General features: G+C 72.0%; 12 protein-coding genes. 5 read left to right on the forward strand and 7 right to left on the reverse strand.

What is annotated here, in order from left to right:
* Positions 1 to 255 precede the first annotated feature (255 nt).
* Complete coding sequence (locus ACYUD3_RS29645) at positions 256 to 621, forward strand: DUF1844 domain-containing protein (RefSeq protein WP_470976306.1); 366 nt, start codon at positions 256 to 258, stop codon at positions 619 to 621.
* On the opposite strand, the gene ACYUD3_RS29650 is transcribed toward ACYUD3_RS29645, so the two are convergent.
* The gene (locus tag ACYUD3_RS29650; protein WP_470976308.1) at positions 618 to 1,340 is read right to left on the reverse strand and encodes an SseB family protein; all 723 of its coding nucleotides are present in this window, start codon (positions 1,338 to 1,340) and stop codon (positions 618 to 620) included. The two genes, ACYUD3_RS29645 and ACYUD3_RS29650, sit on opposite strands and share 4 nt — an antisense overlap.
* 161 nt (positions 1,341 to 1,501) lie before the next feature.
* On the opposite strand from ACYUD3_RS29650, the gene ACYUD3_RS29655 reads away from it, so the two are divergent.
* Complete coding sequence (locus ACYUD3_RS29655) at positions 1,502 to 2,449, forward strand: serine hydrolase (protein WP_470976311.1); 948 nt, start codon at positions 1,502 to 1,504, stop codon at positions 2,447 to 2,449.
* On the opposite strand, the gene mycP is transcribed toward ACYUD3_RS29655, so the two are convergent.
* Both mycP and ACYUD3_RS29665 read right to left on the reverse strand, forming a co-directional pair.
* Entirely contained in the window at positions 2,443 to 3,852 is a 1,410-nt protein-coding gene (mycP, locus tag ACYUD3_RS29660; RefSeq protein WP_470976313.1) for a type VII secretion-associated serine protease mycosin, read from the reverse strand. The two genes, ACYUD3_RS29655 and mycP, sit on opposite strands and share 7 nt — an antisense overlap.
* Positions 3,849 to 5,114 carry a hypothetical protein gene (locus ACYUD3_RS29665; protein WP_470976315.1) on the reverse strand — a complete coding sequence of 422 codons (1,266 nt, stop codon included), beginning with the start codon at positions 5,112 to 5,114 and terminating at the stop codon, positions 3,849 to 3,851. The genes mycP and ACYUD3_RS29665 overlap by 4 nt, the downstream gene beginning before the upstream one ends.
* A gap of 1,821 nt (positions 5,115 to 6,935) precedes the next feature.
* Here ACYUD3_RS29665 and ACYUD3_RS29670 point away from each other — a divergent pair.
* Positions 6,936 to 8,138: an amino acid deaminase/aldolase gene (locus ACYUD3_RS29670; protein WP_470976318.1), complete on the forward strand. Its 1,203-nt coding sequence runs from the start codon at positions 6,936 to 6,938 to the stop codon at positions 8,136 to 8,138.
* A 5-nt stretch (positions 8,139 to 8,143) separates the two neighbouring features.
* On the opposite strand, the gene ACYUD3_RS29675 is transcribed toward ACYUD3_RS29670, so the two are convergent.
* From ACYUD3_RS29675 to ACYUD3_RS29685, 3 genes are all read right to left on the reverse strand, one after another.
* A complete protein-coding gene (locus ACYUD3_RS29675) occupies positions 8,144 to 8,926 on the reverse strand; it encodes a 3-oxoacyl-ACP reductase (RefSeq protein WP_470976320.1) in 783 nt (260 codons plus the stop codon).
* Positions 8,927 to 9,013: 87 nt separating this feature from the next.
* Positions 9,014 to 10,372 carry an aldehyde dehydrogenase family protein gene (locus tag ACYUD3_RS29680; RefSeq protein WP_470976322.1) on the reverse strand — a complete coding sequence of 453 codons (1,359 nt, stop codon included), beginning with the start codon at positions 10,370 to 10,372 and terminating at the stop codon, positions 9,014 to 9,016.
* Positions 10,373 to 10,409: 37 nt separating this feature from the next.
* Entirely contained in the window at positions 10,410 to 11,801 is a 1,392-nt protein-coding gene (locus tag ACYUD3_RS29685; protein WP_470976325.1) for a glutamine synthetase family protein, read from the reverse strand.
* 75 nt (positions 11,802 to 11,876) lie between these two features.
* Here ACYUD3_RS29685 and ACYUD3_RS29690 point away from each other — a divergent pair, with 75 nt between their 5' ends.
* Together ACYUD3_RS29690 and ACYUD3_RS29695 are read left to right on the forward strand one after the other, a co-directional pair.
* Positions 11,877 to 12,605, forward strand: a complete 729-nt coding sequence (locus tag ACYUD3_RS29690; protein ID WP_470976327.1) for a FadR/GntR family transcriptional regulator — start codon at positions 11,877 to 11,879, stop codon at positions 12,603 to 12,605.
* A 1,209-nt stretch (positions 12,606 to 13,814) separates the two neighbouring features.
* Positions 13,815 to 14,501 (forward strand): gamma-glutamyl-gamma-aminobutyrate hydrolase family protein, encoded by a 687-nt coding sequence (locus ACYUD3_RS29695; protein WP_470976330.1) that lies wholly within the window; start codon positions 13,815 to 13,817, stop codon positions 14,499 to 14,501.
* Between the two features lie 333 nt (positions 14,502 to 14,834).
* On the opposite strand, the gene ACYUD3_RS29700 is transcribed toward ACYUD3_RS29695, so the two are convergent.
* A complete protein-coding gene (locus ACYUD3_RS29700) occupies positions 14,835 to 15,680 on the reverse strand; it encodes a phosphotransferase (protein WP_470976332.1) in 846 nt (281 codons plus the stop codon).
* Positions 15,681 to 15,973 lie beyond the last annotated feature (293 nt).

Raw genomic sequence — 15,973 nt, forward strand, 5'->3', positions numbered from 1 at the left:
GTTCCTCGAACTACCGGAACACCGCCGCGGAGATCGCGGGGCGTACACATCGGACGCGGCAGCCTCGCGGGCCGCTGCGTCTGACCGGTGACCCGCCGCCTACGAGGGTGGTCGGGTGGGAGTTCGAAGCCTCCACTTGTGGGCCGGGCACAGGGGTGTCCGACCGGTCGTTACCCGAGATTAGCAGTCCGCGCCAGTACTGGCCAATCCGGGTTGCCGTACGACGCCGGGGCGGCGGCGCCTATCGTGTCCCGCATGAGTGAGACCCCCTCTTCTTCTTCAGATTCCGCAGACTTCGACGCCATGACCCGTGACATCGCCGAGGTGCCCGCCGTCGAGGTCATCGTCACGGTCGCCGTGAACCTCATGAGCGCCGCCGCCGTGAAGCTCGGGCTCACGGAGGAGGGGGACAAGTTCAAGGACCTGGACGAGGCCCGGAAGCTGATCACCGCGCTGGCCGGACTGCTGGACGGGTCCGCCACCGAGATCAGCTCGTTCCACGCGGCGCCGCTGAAGGACGGGCTGAAGTCGCTCCAACTGGCATTCCGCGAGGCTTCGTTGGTGCCGGACGAGGTGGGGAAGGGGCCTGGGGAGAAGTACACCGGGCCCGTCTACGGCTAGAAGAGCGGCCTGCCCGGCGGCGTCGCCCCCTGCGGCAGCAGCGCCAGGTCCAGGCCGCGCACGAGCCTCGCCCGCAGCGTCTCGTCCGCCGCCAGCCGCTCGGCGATCCGCCGCGCCGTCTCCCCCGGCGCCGCCGACCCGTCCAGCACCAGCGCCAGCGTGCCGTCCGACTCCCCCGGGCCCACGTACGCCCGCAGCACCCCCTGCTCCCCCGCGACCGCCGCGCGTACCGCCGCCAGGACCGCCGGGTCCTCCAGCGGGTCCGTCGTCGTGCGGCCCTCCGCGAGGGCGAGGAGCGCCGGGCCCGTCAGTTCGAAGGGGACCGGGCCCGCCAGGTCCAGGAGCAGCGTGTCCGCCTTTTCGTGGGCCGCCGCCTGGAGGGCCTGGTGCAGGGGGACGGCCACCGGCCGGGCCTCGGGGTCCCAGCGGGCCAGGGACTGCGTCGACGTGAACGCCGGGAGCGCGGTACGGGGGCCCGCCTTCAGGGTGGGTACGGCCATGTCGCTGGTCTTCTCGCGGCGCAGCCCGTTCCCGTCCTCCTCGACCTCGCCCAGCACCGCCACCACCGGGACGAGGAGGCGGGCGCCCTTCAGCGCGGCCAGGACCGGGGTGAGCGCGGTGCGGTCCGCCGACCAGGCGGCCAGGGCCGCCGCGAGAGCGGGGTCGGCCGAGCCGTCGTCGTCGGAGAAGCCGGGGTCGGGGATGTTCTTGTTCGCCACGGCCTCGACTTTATCGGGGGCGCGCGGGTGCGTCCGGGGCGGGCGGCGAGGCTTCGTCCAGGATGGCCCGCCTCCCCTGTTCACGGTTTTCTCATCCTCCCCTGACAGTCCTCTCACCCCCGTCCCAAAGTCTCCACAGCCGCCGCTCCCACCATCGCCGGATGGAGTCCCCCAGAGCCGCCCGCCCTCACCGCGCCCGCCGCTCGCGCCGGCGCCTGCTGCCGCCCGTCCTCGCCCTGGTCGCCGTCCTCGGCGGTACGGCGGCGGGGACCGCTTATGTGAAGAAGCACCATGACGCCGTATCGTCGGCGGCGCACAGCTCGGCCAGCAGCAAAGGGGCGTCGTCGGTGGAGTCATCGGAACCGGTCGCGCAGGCGAGGACCGATTACGCGGCGCTGCTGAAGACGGCGATGGGGAAGGTGAGCGTGCCGGCCGGGGCGGCGGTGTCGGTCGCCGTGCTGGATCTGGGGTCCGGCGACAGCGCGGTGTACGGGACGGACGCGTACGACACGGCGAGCATCGTGAAGGTCGACATCCTGGCCGCGCTGCTGCTCCAGGCGCAGGACGCGGGGCGGCAGCTGACCGCGCAGGAGAAGACGTACGCGACGGCGATGATCGAGAACAGCGACAACGACTCGGCGACGGCGCTGTGGAACGCGATCGGGCAGGCGGCCGGGCTCGGCGCGGCGAACAAGCGGCTGGGGCTGACGTCGACGCAAGGCGGCGCCGGTCCGCTGTGGGGGCTGACGCAGACCACCGCCGCCGATCAACTCGCCCTGCTGAAGCAGGTGTTCGGCGAATCGGGGTCCGCGCTGAGCGATGCCTCGCGGGCGTATGCGCAGGGGCTGATGGGGCAGATCGCCGGTGATCAGCAGTGGGGTGTCTCGGCGGCGGCGGACGCGGGTCGGTGGGCGCTGAAGAACGGGTGGCTGGCGCGCAGCACGACCGGGCTGTGGGACATCAACAGCATCGGGCGGGTGACGGCCGGCGGTACGTCGTACCTGGTCGCGGTGTTGTCGGACGGGAACGCCACGCAGGCGGCCGGGGTGTCGCTGGTGGAGGAGGCGGCGCGGGCGGCGGTGGGGGCGTTCGCGGACACGCCTCAGTAGCTTTTCCTGCGCCCCCGCCACAGGATGACGGCGGCCACCAGCAGGACTCCCCCGGCCCCGCCCGCCAGGAGGCCGGCCCAGTCGGAGGTGCCGGTGTCGTTCTTCTCCTCGGTGGGGCCCGCGCCGAAGTACTGGCTGCCGTACGACTGGGTCGTCAGGCCCTCCGGCTTCAGTTTCGCGGCGGCCTTGATGGCGGCGGCGGGGTCGACGAAGCCGTAGCCGCGGGAGTCGTCGCGGCCGCCGGCCGGGGCGTCGCGGGCCGTGGTCTCCAGCAGGCGCTTGATCTGGGCCGGGGTCAGGCCCGGGTGGGCGGACTTGACCAGGGCGACGGCGCCGGAGACGAACGCCGAGGCGGCGCTGGTGCCCCAGCCCTCGTAGTACTTGTGGTCGGGGTCGGCGATGACGACGTCCATGCCCGGGGCGCTGACCGTGGCGTACCAGCGGCGGGTGGAGAACGAGGCGCGGGTGCCGTACCGGTCGACGGCGGTCGCGGCGATGACGCCCGGGTAGGCCGCCGGGTACGAGATGTGGTCGCCCTTCTCGCCGCCGTTGCCCGCGGAGGCGACGACGACCGCGCCCTTCTTCAGCGCGTACTGCACGGCCTCGTCCTCGGCGGGCTCGGGGTGGGCGGAGGCGGAGTCGTCGCCGAGGGAGAGGTTGATGACGTCGGCGCCGTGGTCGGCGGCCCAGCGAATGCCCTCCGCGAGGGCGTTGCCGCGGGTGTCGCGGGCCCTGGCGCGGGCCGGGTCGCCGTCCTCCAGGATGACCCGTACGGGCAGGATCTTCGCCTCCGGGGCGATGCCCATGACTCCGTCGTCGCCGCCGTACCCGTGTCCGTGGCCCGCGATGATCCCCGCCATCGCCGTCCCGTGCCGGGCCCAGGCCCGCTGCCCCTCGACCGCGCCGAACCCGACCAGGTCCTTGCCGGTCAGAACGTTGCCCTCCAGGTCCGGGTGGCCGGCCTCGACACCGGTGTCCAGGACCGCGACGGTGATGCCGGCGCCCTTGGTCGTCGCCCAGGCCTGCTGCGTGTGCATCGCTTCGAGGGCCCATTGCTGGGCGCGTATGCCGTCGGCGTAGGCGGTGGTCGGGGGGGCGAGGGCGAGGGCGGCGGCGAGGAGGGAGGCTAGGGCGGCGGCTCTGTGGGGGGTGCGGGGGCGGGGGGGGGTGGTGGGAGTTTTGTCGTGGGGGCGGCGGGGCTTGGTTGTTGCTCCGTCGTGCGGGTGGCGGGGCGTGGCGGGCGCTCCGGCGGGGAGGTGACGGGTCGTGTCGGGTGCTTTGCCGTGCGGGTGGCGGGGCGTGGTGGCTGCTTCGGCGGGGAGGTGACGGCTCGTCTTGGCGGGTGCTTCGGCGTGCGGGTGGCGGGGCGTGGCGGCTGCTCCGTTCTGGGGGCTGGTGGTCATGACGGCTGCTCCGGCGTGGGGGCGGCTGCTTTGCGGAGGGCTCGTTCGATGCGGTCGGCCAGGCCCTGGGCCTCGTTGCCGAGGCCGGACTGGGCCGGGGGTGTCGTCGCGCCGGTCGCCGTGGCCTGGGCGGCGGGCTGCGGGGGGTCGACCGTACGGCCGTCGGCCCAGCCGGAGACGGCGAAGACGATCACCGGGGCGTCGGTGAGGACGGACACCGTCCACGAGGCGCGCTGTTTCTCCCCGAAGCCGGCGGCGAGGGTGCCGGGGGCGGCGTACGGGCGGGGCAGGAGGTCGGTCCGGCTGGCGAGGCCCTCCTTGGCGAACCGGTCCTTCAGCGTCTGCATCTGCGTCGCGCCGGCCTTCGTGAACAGGAGTCCGACGGTGGTGACGTAGCTCTGTGTCGCGTCGATGTACGTGGCGCGCAGGAGGCGTTCGCAGCCGGCGGGTTGCAGGACCTGCGCCAGCAGGGGGTCGAAGGCGTTCTCGCAGCCGGTGTCCGGGGCGACGGCGATGCGGGTCCAGGTGCGGTCGGCTCCGCCGGGGCCTGCGCCCTGTCCGTCGACGGTCGTGGGGAAGAGCTGGGCGACGGGGACGCTGTGCCACAGCGCGCCTGCGGCGGCGTACGTCCCCCTCTTAGCCCCGGCCGGGTCGTCGATCAGCCAACTCCCGGTGATGGCACCGCCGATGAGCCCGAGTCCCAGAACGAGGCAGACGGCTGCGGCGAGGATACGGCCCTTGAGGACCGGTTCCTCGGGGGCGTCTTTGTAGCCTTCGGGTTCGGCGAAGGTGATGTAGGGGCGGGGGGAGGGGGTGGCGGACCAGGAGAGGGAGGGGTCGGGGTGGGGGGTGGTGGAGGGGGGTGGGAGAGGGGGCTGGGGGGAGGGGTTTGTGGCGGGGGGCGGCTGGGGCAGGGGGGGTGCGGCGGGGGGTGTGGTGTTTCTGGTGGTGCCGGGGCGGGGGGATTTGGGGGATGTGGTGGGGCGTGGGGGGATGGGCTGGGTGGGGGGTGGGAAGTCCAGGTCTTCGCGGGGAGCGGAGGGGGTTTGCGGGGAGGTGGTTGCGGGTGCGGCGGGGCGAGGTGCTGCGTTCGTGGAGGCGGTGGGGTGGGGTGGGATGTTCGGGGACGCCGCTGGGCGGGGTGCTGCGTTCGTGGGCGGGGCGGGGTGAAGCGGTCGGTCGGGGGTCGCTTCTGGTGCCGGGCGGCCGGAGGGGTGCGCGGGGGCGGGGCGGGGTGGCGTCTCGCGGTGGGGGGGCGGCACGGTGTTCCGGGCGGTGGGCGGCTGGGTGGTCGGGCGCGGGTGTGCGCTCCAGCCGTCGGGGGCGGGGCGCGCCGGGGGCGTGTTGCGGGAAGCGGCGGGGCGGTCCTGGTGGTTCGAGGGGGCCTGCTGGGGTGCCGGACGGTTGGGGTGCGGGGGTGTGACCGGGGCAGGTGCCCCGTACTCCGGCGCCGGGCCGGAGGAAGGATGAGAAGGGGTGCCCGGGGTAGGGGCGGGGCGCGCGGGTGTGTCCTGTTCGGGCAGCGGGCGGGTGGGGTGCGGTGTCCGTGCCGGACGTGGCGGTGTGGCCGGGGAGTCCGCGAAACGCCGGCCCGGAGTCGTCGGCCTGTCCTGCGGGGCCGGGCGCGGGGGCATGGCCGGGGAGGCGTCGGAACGCCCAGGCTGATCCTGCGCCGCCCTCTGCCGCTGGTCCTTCTCCGGTGCCGGACGGCTGAAGTCTGGTGCCTGTGCTGGACGTTGTGGTGTGACCGGTGCCTGTGCCGGACGTGGCGGTGCGACCGGAGTCTGGCGTTCTGGTGTCCCGTACTCCCGCGCCGGGCGACCGGACGTCGGTGCTTGCGCCGGACGCGGCGGCTCAGCCGGAGTCTGCCGCTCAGATACCCCGTACTCCGACGCCGGACGACCAGGCATCGGCCCCTGCCCCGGACGTGGCGGCTCAGCCGGAGCCTGCCGCCCAGGCACCCCGTACTCCGACGCCGGACGACCAGACGCCGGCCCCTGCGCCGTAACCGGAGCCTGCCCCCCAGGCACCCCACACTCCGGCGCCGACTGCGGACGCGGCGGTACCTCCTGTGCCCCCACCGTCTGCTGCGGTGCCGTGAAATCCGGGACCGGAGTCGTGGGAGACCACGCCGGGGCGTCCTCGTGGCGGGACGTCCCGTTCGGGCGGGTTCCTGTGGTGGAGGGACGATTCGGCGGGGCCATGCGGCTGCGGGAGAAGGGCGTCCAGGCGGCGCCGGGGGCAGGCGGACGAGCCGCGTCCGAGGGGAGCGGAGGTGTACGCGGCGGCTGAGGCATACGCGGCGCCGGAGCCGTACGCGACGGTGCCGTACGCGACATGAAGGGCCGGACCACGCTCGCCTTCACCTCGTCCTCGGCCGACCGGGGCCCCTTCGGCCGACGCCCCACAGGCGGCGGGGTATCGGGGAAGCGGGCGGACGCCGGGGGCGGGGGGAAGTCGGCGGGGTCGACGGAGTCGCCGTAGACGCCGAAGTCCTCGCCCCCCGCCACGCCCCCCTGGGCCCTCTCTGCCTGAGCCCTCTCCGTCTGGGCCCCGTCCACCCCAGCCCTGTCCGTCCGCCGGGGCTCCTCCGCCCTGTCCGTCCGCCGGGGTCCCTCCGGCCCGTCCGTCCGCCGGGGCTCTCCCTGCTGGACCCCACCCTGCCGAGGCTCCCCCTGCTGGGCCCCACCCCCCGGCCGGAGCCCCTCCATCTGGTCCCCATCCCCCGGAAACCCTCCCCCCTGCCCCCCAACCCCCCGGTCCGTCCCGTTCCCCTCGGTCATCGGCCCCCCAGCCCCCCGTGCGGCCGGAGGCTCGTTCCTGGTCGAGGTGGGTTCCGGGGGGAGGGGTGCGCTCCTCCCGGGCCTGGAGGGGCGGCGTGCTTCCGTGCTCAATGCACCCCCCAGTTTCCTCGTGCGCTACGCATACCCGCGCGGGGGCGTCGGCCGGCGGAGCCGGTCCCCGTGCGTGCGCGTCACTCTACGGCTTGCCGAGGGGGTGCGGAGAACCGGTCCCCGAGGCCGGCGGCATCTGCCCGTATCGTCCCCCTACCCTGCGGTAATCCCGTCTGGCAGGCTGCGTGCATGACTGCGCGCGCCGCCGACCGGGCCCGTTACGACCGGGCCACCGCTCATCTGGACGCCCCCCTCGCGATCGTCGATCTGGACGCCTTCGACGCCAACGCGGACGACCTGCTGCGCCGGGCAGGGGGGAAGCCGGTCCGGGTGGCCAGCAAGTCCGTCCGCTGCCGGAGCCTGCTGGAGCGGGTCCTCGCGAAGGACGGCTTCCGGGGGCTGATGTCCTTCACGCTCGCCGAATCCCTGTGGCTGGCCCGCTCCGGATTCGACGACATCCTGCTGGCCTACCCCTCGGCGGACCGGGCCGGGTACGCCGAACTCGCCGCCGACCCCAAACTGGCCGCCGCCGTGACGGTCATGGTCGACGACCCCGCCCAGCTCGACCTGATCGACGCGGCCCGGGGCGGCGGATCCGAAGTCATCCGCGTCTGCCTGGAGTTGGACACGTCCCTCCAGATATTGGGCGGCCGGATCAGGGTGGGCGCCCTGCGTTCCCCGCTCCGTCACCCTGCCCAACTCGCCGACATGGCAAGGACCGTGACGTCCCGTCAGGGTTTCAAGCTGGTCGGCGTCATGGCCTACGAGGGACACATCGCCGGCGTCGGTGACTCCGTCGCCGGCCGCCCCCTGCGCTCCCGCGCGATCCGGCTGATGCAGACCACGGCCCGCCGCGAACTGGCCGAACGCCGCGCGGCAGTTGTGCGCGCGGTACGGGCCGTCGTACCGGATCTGGAGTACGTCAACGGCGGCGGCACCGGCAGTGTCGAGAGCACGGTCGCCGAGGACGCGGTCACGGAGGTGGCCGCCGGTTCGGGGCTGTACGTGCCGCGTCTCTTCGACAACTACACGTCGTTCAGGGGCCGTCCGGCCGCCCTCTTCGCCCAGCCCGTCGTCCGCCGGCCGGGGGTGGGGGTGGTGACCGTGCTCGGCGGCGGCTATCCCGCCTCCGGTCCCACCGGGCCCGACCGGCTGCCGGTTCCCTACCTTCCCGAAGGGCTTCGGTACGACCCCCAGGAAGGGCCCGGCGAGGTCCAGACCCCGCTCATCGGCTCCCCCGCCGACGATCTGCTGATCGGCGACAAGGTGTGGTTCCGGCACGCCAAGGCCGGTGAACTCTGCGAGCGCTTCGAGCAGTTGCACCTCGTCCAGGGGGACACCGTCGTGGAGACGGTGCCCACCTATCGCGGCGAGGGGCACACCTTCTTGTAGACGGCCTACAGCGGGGTCACGTACGCGCCCGAAATCCCGCCGTCCACAAGGAAGTCGGTCGCGTTCACGAACGAGGAGTCGTCGCTGGCGAGGAACGCCACGGCGGCGGCGATCTCCTCCGCCTCCGCGAACCGGCCGAGCGGGATGTGCACGAGCCGGCGCGCCGCCCGCTCCGGGTCCTTCGCGAACAGCTCTTGCAGAAGTGGGGTGTTGACCGGCCCGGGGCACAGCGCGTTCACGCGGATGCCCTCGCGCGCGAACTGCACGCCGAGTTCACGGGACATGGCGAGGACGCCGCCCTTGGACGCCGTGTACGAGATCTGCGAGGTCGCCGCGCCCATCCGGGCCACGAACGAGGCGGTGTTGATGATCGAACCCCGCTGCTGCTGGCGCATATAGGGCAGCGCGGCCTTGCAACACAGGTACACGGAGGTCAAGTTGACCTCCTGGACCCGTTTCCAGGCGTCGAGTCCGGTCTCCAGGATGGAGTCGTCGTCGGGCGGTGAGATACCGGCGTTGTTGAAGGCGATGTCGACGCTGCCGTAGGTGTCGTAGGCGGTCTTGAAGAGGGCCTCGACCTGTTCGGCGTCGGTCACGTCGACCTTCACGAAGAGTCCGCCGACCTCCTCGGCGACGGCCTTGCCGCTGCTTTCGTCGATGTCGGCGCAGACGACGTGCGCCCCTTCGGAGGCGAGCCGACGGGCGGTGGCGAGGCCGATGCCGCTGCCGGCTCCGGTGATGACGGCGGTACGGCCGACGAGACGGCGGCAGACGGGGGTGTCGGTCACTGGGCGGGTTCCTTCGTGGTGAGGGGGGTTCAGCCGGCCCGGACGCTTCGGCCGGCCGGCCTGGCTGCTTCAGCTGGTCTCGCTGCTTCAGTCGGCGTCGCTGATGAACACGTTCTTGGTCTCGGTGAACGCGGCGAGCGCGTCCGGGCCCAGTTCGCGGCCGACCCCGGACTGCTTGTAGCCGCCGAACGGGGTCCAATAGCGCACGCTGGAATGGGAGTTGACCGACAGGTTGCCCGCCTTGACGGCCTTGGACAGGCGCAGGGCGCGGCCGAGGTCGCGGGTCCAGAGGGAGCCGGAGAGGCCGTAGGGGGTGTCGTTGGCGAGGCGGATCGCGTCGGCCTCGTCGGTGAAGGGGAGCAGGACGGCGACGGGGCCGAAGATCTCCTCGCGGGCGGCGGCGGAGTCGGGGGCCGCCTCGGTCAGGACGGTCGGCGGGAACCAGAAACCGGGTCCTTCGGGTGCGCTGCCGCGCAGGGTGCCCGGGGTGTCGTCGGGCACGAACGACCGTACCCGGTCCAGCTGTTGGCGTGAGATCAGCGGGCCCATCTGGGTCTTCTCGTCGGCCGGGTCGCCGACGACGACCGCCGCGAGCGCCTCGGCGAGGTGGGCGCGGGCCTCGTCGTAGATCTCGCGCTGGACGAGGATACGGGTGCGGGCGCAGCAGTCCTGGCCCGAGTTGTCGAGGAAGGAGAAGGGGTCGAGGGCGGTCTTCAGGTCGGCGTCGGCGAAGACGACGTTGGGGCTCTTGCCGCCGAGTTCGAGGGTGACCGGTTTGAGCAACTGGGCGCAGCGTTCCATGACTTCGCGGCCGGTGCGGGTGGAGCCGGTGAAGACGATCTTCGCGACGCCGGGATGGTCGACGAGCGCGCGGCCCGCGACGGCGCCGCGTCCGGGGACGACCTGGAAGAGATGCTCGGGAAGCCCTGCCTCCAGGGCGAGTTGAGCGAGGCGGAGAGCGGTGAGGGGGGTCGTCTCGGCGGGTTTGAGGACGACCGCGTTGCCGGCGGCGAGCGCCGGGAAGGAGCCCCAGGCCGCGATGGGCAGCGGGAAGTTCCAGGGGGCGATGACGCCTACGACGCCCAGGGGTTCGAGGAGGGTGACGTCGATGCCGCCCGCGACCGGGATCTGACGGCCCGTCAGTCTCTCGACGCCGCCTGCCGCGTAGTCGAGGAGGTCGCGGGCGTTGCCGGCTTCCCAGCGGGCGTTGCCGATGGTGTGTCCGGCCTCGCGGACCTCCAACTGGGCGAGTTCTTCGACGTGTTGGTCCACCACGCCGGCGAACCGGCGCAGCAGGCGGGCGCGTTCGGCTGGGGCGAGGGCGGCCCACTTCTCCTGCGCGCGGCTCGCGCGGGCGACGGCCGCGTCCACGTCGGCCGGTCCGGCGGCGGGGACGGTCGCCACGACCTCCTCGGTGGCCGGGTTGAGGACGACCAGGTCAGACACGGGGTCACCTTTCAAGTAGGGCTGTTCTCAGGGGTGTTCAGAGCCGTTCGAAGGAGCGGCGCAGCTCCCAGTCGGTCACCGCCGCGTCGAAGGCGGTGAGTTCGACGCGGGCCATGTTGAGGTAGTGGGCGACGACGTCGTCCCCGAAGGCGGCCTTCGCGATGGGGCTGTGCTCCCAGAGGTCGGCGGCCTCGCGCAGGGTGGACGGGACGTGGGCGAAGCCGGCGGTGTAGGCGTTGCCGGGGCAGGGTTCGGGCAGCTCCAACTGGTGCTCCACGCCGTGGAGTCCGGCGGCGATCAGTGCGGCGACGGCCAGGTAGGGGTTGACGTCGCCGCCGGGCAGCCGGTTCTCGAAGCGCATCGAGCGGCCGTGCCCTATGACGCGCAGCGCGCAGGTGCGGTTGTCGTGGCCCCAGGCGACGGCGGTGGGGGCGAAGGAGCCGGGCTGGAAGCGTTTGTAGCTGTTGATGTTGGGGGCGTAGAGGAGGGAGAAGTCGCGGAGGGCGGCGAGTTGTCCGGCGAGGAAGTGGCGCATGACGTCGGACATGCCGCCTGCTTCGGCTTTGGCTTTGACTTCGGCTTCGACTTCTTCGGCGAAGACGTTGCCCCCGGCGCGGTCGGTCAACGACAGATGGATATGGCAGGAGTTGCCCTCGCGCTCGTTGTACTTGGCCATGAAGGTGAGCGAGACGCCTTCCTGGGCGGCGATCTCCTTGGCGCCGGTCTTGTAGACGGCGTGCTGGTCGCAGGTGACGAGGGCGTCGTCGTAGCGGAAGGTGATCTCGTGCTGCCCGCGGTTGCACTCCCCCTTGGCGGACTCGACGACGAGTCCGGCGCCGGCCATCTCGTTGCGGATGCGGCGCAGCAGCGGTTCGACGCGGCCGGTGCCGAGGATCGAGTAGTCGACGTTGTACTGGTTGACCGGCGTGAGCCCTTGGTACCCGGCGTCCCATGCCTGCTCATAACTGTCCCGGAAGACGATGAACTCCAGCTCGGTGCCGACCTGTGCGGTCCAGCCCCGGTCGGCGAGCCGGTCGAGCTGGCGGCGCAGGATCTGGCGGGGGGCGGCGGTGACCGGGGAGTCGTCGTTCCAGGCGAGGTCGGCGATGAGGAGGGCGGTGCCGGGGTGCCAGGGGATGCGGCGCAGGGTGGCGGGGTCGGGGCGGAGTGCGAAGTCGCCGTAGCCGTTCTCCCAGGAGGACATGGCGTAGCCGTCGACGGTGTTCATCTCCGGGTCGACGGCGAGGAGGTAGTTGCAGCCCTCGGTGCCGTGCCGGAGCACTTCGTCGAGGAAGAACCGCGCGGCGAACCGCTTTCCCTGGAGGCGGCCTTGCATGTCCGGGAAGGCCAGGACGACAGTGTCGATCTCGCCGCCCGCGACCAGGGCGTGCAGTTCCTCGACACCGAGCGGGGCTGTGCGGTCTGACACGGAGGTCTCCTTCAGGGCCGGCCGGAGCCATAAGGTATGACTGAGAACCATTGTTTGGGAAGGGGGTGCGGCCGTATGTCACCGGAAGCGGAGAGATCACTGGTCGACCGGTTGACGCCGGTCCTGCGGCCTGTGCGGGCCGGGAACGGTTTCGAGGAGGCGCTGGAGCAGGTCCTCCAGGTGGTCCGCCTGGGCCTGGTCCCCGCAGGCGAACGCCTGCCCGCGGAACGGGACTTGGCCGACCGTCTCGGCATCAGCCGGGTCACGCTGCGGGAGGTTCTGAAGGTGCTCCAGGACCAGGGCCTGGTGGAGGCGCGGCGGGGCCGGTACGGCGGCACGTTCGTCCTCCCGCCGGCCGGCGACCAGGACGCTCTGCGGCGGCGGGCGGCCGAGGTCGACATCGAGGATGTGCTGCGGTTCCGGGAGGTGCTGGAGGTGGGGGCGGCGGGTCTGTGCGCGGCACACGGCCTGAGCGTCCCTCAACAGGCCCGTCTGCGCGAGGCGTTGGCGGGCACCCAGAATGCCCCGCTGTCGGACTACCGCCGCCGGGACACCCTGCTCCACTTGACCCTGGCGGGCCTGAGCGGTTCCCCGACGCTGGCGGCCCAGTACGCGTCCGTCCGGGCCAAGGTGAACGATCTGCTGGACTGCATCCCGTTGCTGGTACGGAACTTGGAGCATTCTCAGCGGCAGCATGAGGCGTTGGTGGAGGCGGTGCTGGATGGGGATGCGGATGGGGCTCGGGAGATGATGCGGGAGCATTGCGGGGGGACGGCGGCTTTGTTGCGGGGGTTTTTGAGTTGAGGGGGGCTCGGCTGAGGGGGGTCTCGGCTGAGGGCTCGACTGAGGGGGGTTTCGGCTGAGGGGGGTTTCGGCTGAGGGCTTGGCTGAGGGGGCGTCTCGACTAAGGGGGTTCTCGACGGGGGGCTCGGCTAAGGGCTTGGCCAAGGGGGGCTCGGCTGGGGCTTCGAAGCTGGAGGTTCTCGGCTAGAGGGCTCGACGGGAGGGCTTGGCCAGGGGGGCTCGGCAAGGCGCTCGGGTGGAGGGGCTCGGGTGGGGCTTCTCAGCTGGGTTTCTCGGCCGAGGGCTCATCTGGGGCTCGACGGGGGGCTCAGCGAGAAGTTCTCAACTAGGAGTTCTCGGCTGGAGGTTCTCGGCTGAAAGGGCGGGGTGGAGGTGGACGCGGAGTTGGGCTGCGCCGTGCGGTTTCGTACCGGCGAAGAGGGCATCGCGCCGCCTGGGGCGGCACGGGGTGGGGGGCGGTGTGGTTTGGTCGGCGGGCGGAGGCGCTGGTGGGGCGGGGGTGAGTCGGAGGTTGGGGGGATCGGAAGCGGGGGGGGAGCTGGAGGCGCGGCGAGGTGAGCTGGAGGCGGCGGTAGGGCCCGGGGGGAGCCGGAGGTTAGGGGGCTCGGAGGCGGGTGAGGGCTGGAGGCGGCGGCGAGGCGAGCGTGAGGTGGGGCGTCGCCGAAACTGGGAGTTCGCCGGAAGCAAGGTGTACCGGGAGCGGGGTGTACCGGGAGCGGGGTGTACCGGGAGCGGGGTCAGCCGGAGGCCTCCGCGAGATGAGCCTGTGCGACGAAGGCACCACCGAGACCGAAAGCTCGCCGGAGACAAGGTGCGCCCGAAGCGGCGTCAGCCAGAACCATCGGTCAGGCGAGCGTGAGACGGGGCATCGCCAGAACCAGGAGTTCACCAGAGACGGGGTGCACCGGAAGCGGCGTCAGCCAGAAGCATCGGCTAGGCGAGCCTGTGCGACGAGGGCGTCACCGGAGCCTGCGGTGAGCCAGGGGAAGCGGGGTCAGCCAGAGGTGGCGGCAAGGTGAGCCCGTGAGGCGGAGGCATCGTCGAAGCCTGGAGTTCGCCGGAGGCAAAGTGCGCCGGAAGCGGGGTCAGCCGGGAGCCTCGGTGAGGTAGGCGCGTCGTCGGCTCTGGCGTGCGCTGGAGGCTAGGTGCATGATCGTGTCGTCCGGTGTAAAGGTATCCGTGGAGTCCATTGCTAGCCCGGGAGGGATCGTGGCGGAGAGGCCGTTGGTCGGGATCAGTACCTATCAGGAGGCCGGAACTCGGTGGCGGGCCTGGGAGGTTGAGGCTGCGTTGCTGCCGGTGCAGTATCCGAGGTTGGTGCAGCGGGCCGGGGGGCTCGCGGTGATGCTTCCGCCGGATGCCCCGGAGTACGCGGCCGACGCGGTGGCCCGGCTGGACGCGCTGGTGATCTCCGGTGGCCTGGACGTCGACCCGGCCCGGTACGGCGCCGAGCCCGATCCCCGTACGGACGCCCCCGATCCCGTCCGGGACGCCTGGGAACTGGCGCTGATCCGGGCGGCGTTGGACGCGGGGGTGCCGTTGCTCGGGATCTGCCGGGGGCTGCAACTCCTGAACGTCGCGCTGGGCGGCACGCTGATCCAGCACATAGACGGCCATGTCCTGCGCGTGGGGACGTTCGGCCACCACGACATCACCCCCGTACCGGGCACCCTCTACGCAAAGATCGCCCCCGAGCCGCTCAGTGTCCCGACCCACCACCACCAGGCGGTGGACCGGCTGGCCCCCGGCCTGGTGACATCGGCGTACGCGGCGGACGGGACAGTGGAGGCGGTTGAACTGCCCGGCGATTCTTGGGTGTTGGCGGTTCAGTGGCATCCGGAGATGGGGGATGATCTGCGGGTGATGCGGGCGTTGGTGGAAGCGGTGAGGGGTTGAGGTTTGGAGGGGCGGGGGTGAGGGGTTGAGGGCTGAAGGGGCGGGGGGTACGAACCGTCGGCGATGGAGGGCTGAGCCCTCAAACGACGGGGACCCGAGCTGTCAGGAGGCCCCCGCCCGTGGCTCAGAAGATCTGGGCCCGCGCCTCAGAAGATCCAGTCCCACAGCTCAGAAAACCCCGCGCCCACGCCTCAAGAGATCCACGCCCGCAGACCGGAAGATCCCGCCGGCTCAGAAACCACCCGCCCCGCCTCAGAAGATCCGCGCCCGCAGCTCAAGAAACCCACCCCACACCTCACCGCTCCCGCAGCTCGGAAACCCACCCCCCGCACCTCAAAAGCCCCGCCCCCGCAACCACGCCAACGCCGCATCCCCCTGGGCCCGTTGAAAAGCCCGCAGCGTAGGCAACCCCGGCGGATCAGCCCTCAGCGACCCGCGCAGAAAGAACCCGGCAAGCGCCGCAAGAGCAACCGTCACCGCATCCGGATCAGCATCCCGCCCCAACGGATGCCCCCGGAACACCTCATCCGGCTCCGGCCCACCCTGCGCCCGCACACACGGCAACATCACCAGCAGATCGAACCACGGCACGGCCCGCACGGCATGCGGCCAGTCCACGAACACGAACACGACCCCGCCCCCGCCCCCGGTCAGCAACATATTGTCCGCACGCAGATCCCCATGCGCGAGCGTGTCCCCCCGCACGGCCTCCCCCCACCCCGCGGAGAGCGAGGCAAGCCGATCAAGCTGACCGGCGGTCCGCTCCCCCAGCCGCTCCCGTACGAGATCCCGTTCCCCGGCGCGCAGTTCCTCCCACCCGTCGAAGCCCCCGGCAAGGGCGATCTCGGCGGCCGGGGCATCGAAGGGCGCGGGAGTGAGCGTACGACTGAGCCCCTGAACGGCATCAAGAACGATCCCCAACTCACTTGCCCGCCAAGGGACATACGGCTGCCGCCCCTCGACGTCGGCGAAAACGAGGGCAACCCACTCGGAGTCGTCGTACACCCCCAGAAGCTCCGGCGCGGGCACCGAGGCAGGCAGGGCGGCAGCATTGACGGCTTCACGCCGATGCAGCCCAGGACTGACCGGATTGGCCCCCACCCCAACGGCCTTCACAAAGGCCCGCCGCCCCTCACCGGTAACCACCCGAGCACGACCAGCCACAACGCAGCACCACATCCCAACCCACCGCAGCCCCCACCTGCCCAGGAACGCGGGCCCGTATCAACATGCACCACCACGCGGACACAGCCAGCCAAGCCCCCACAGCAACCCCACCCACCCAAGGCCACGGGACTAAATCGATACGCGGCTCCGCCACGCGAGCGCGACCAGCCAAGACGCCGCAGCACCAAACTCCTGAGCCAACGGCACGCCCCAACCACCGCAAGCCCCACCTACCCACTTCCGTTCTAGTGGTCGTCGCAACACCCCAGCTCAGGGGATGCGATGGAGTTCGAAACCCGCAAGGA

The organism is Streptomyces sp. AMJ-169, from assembly GCF_055597585.1.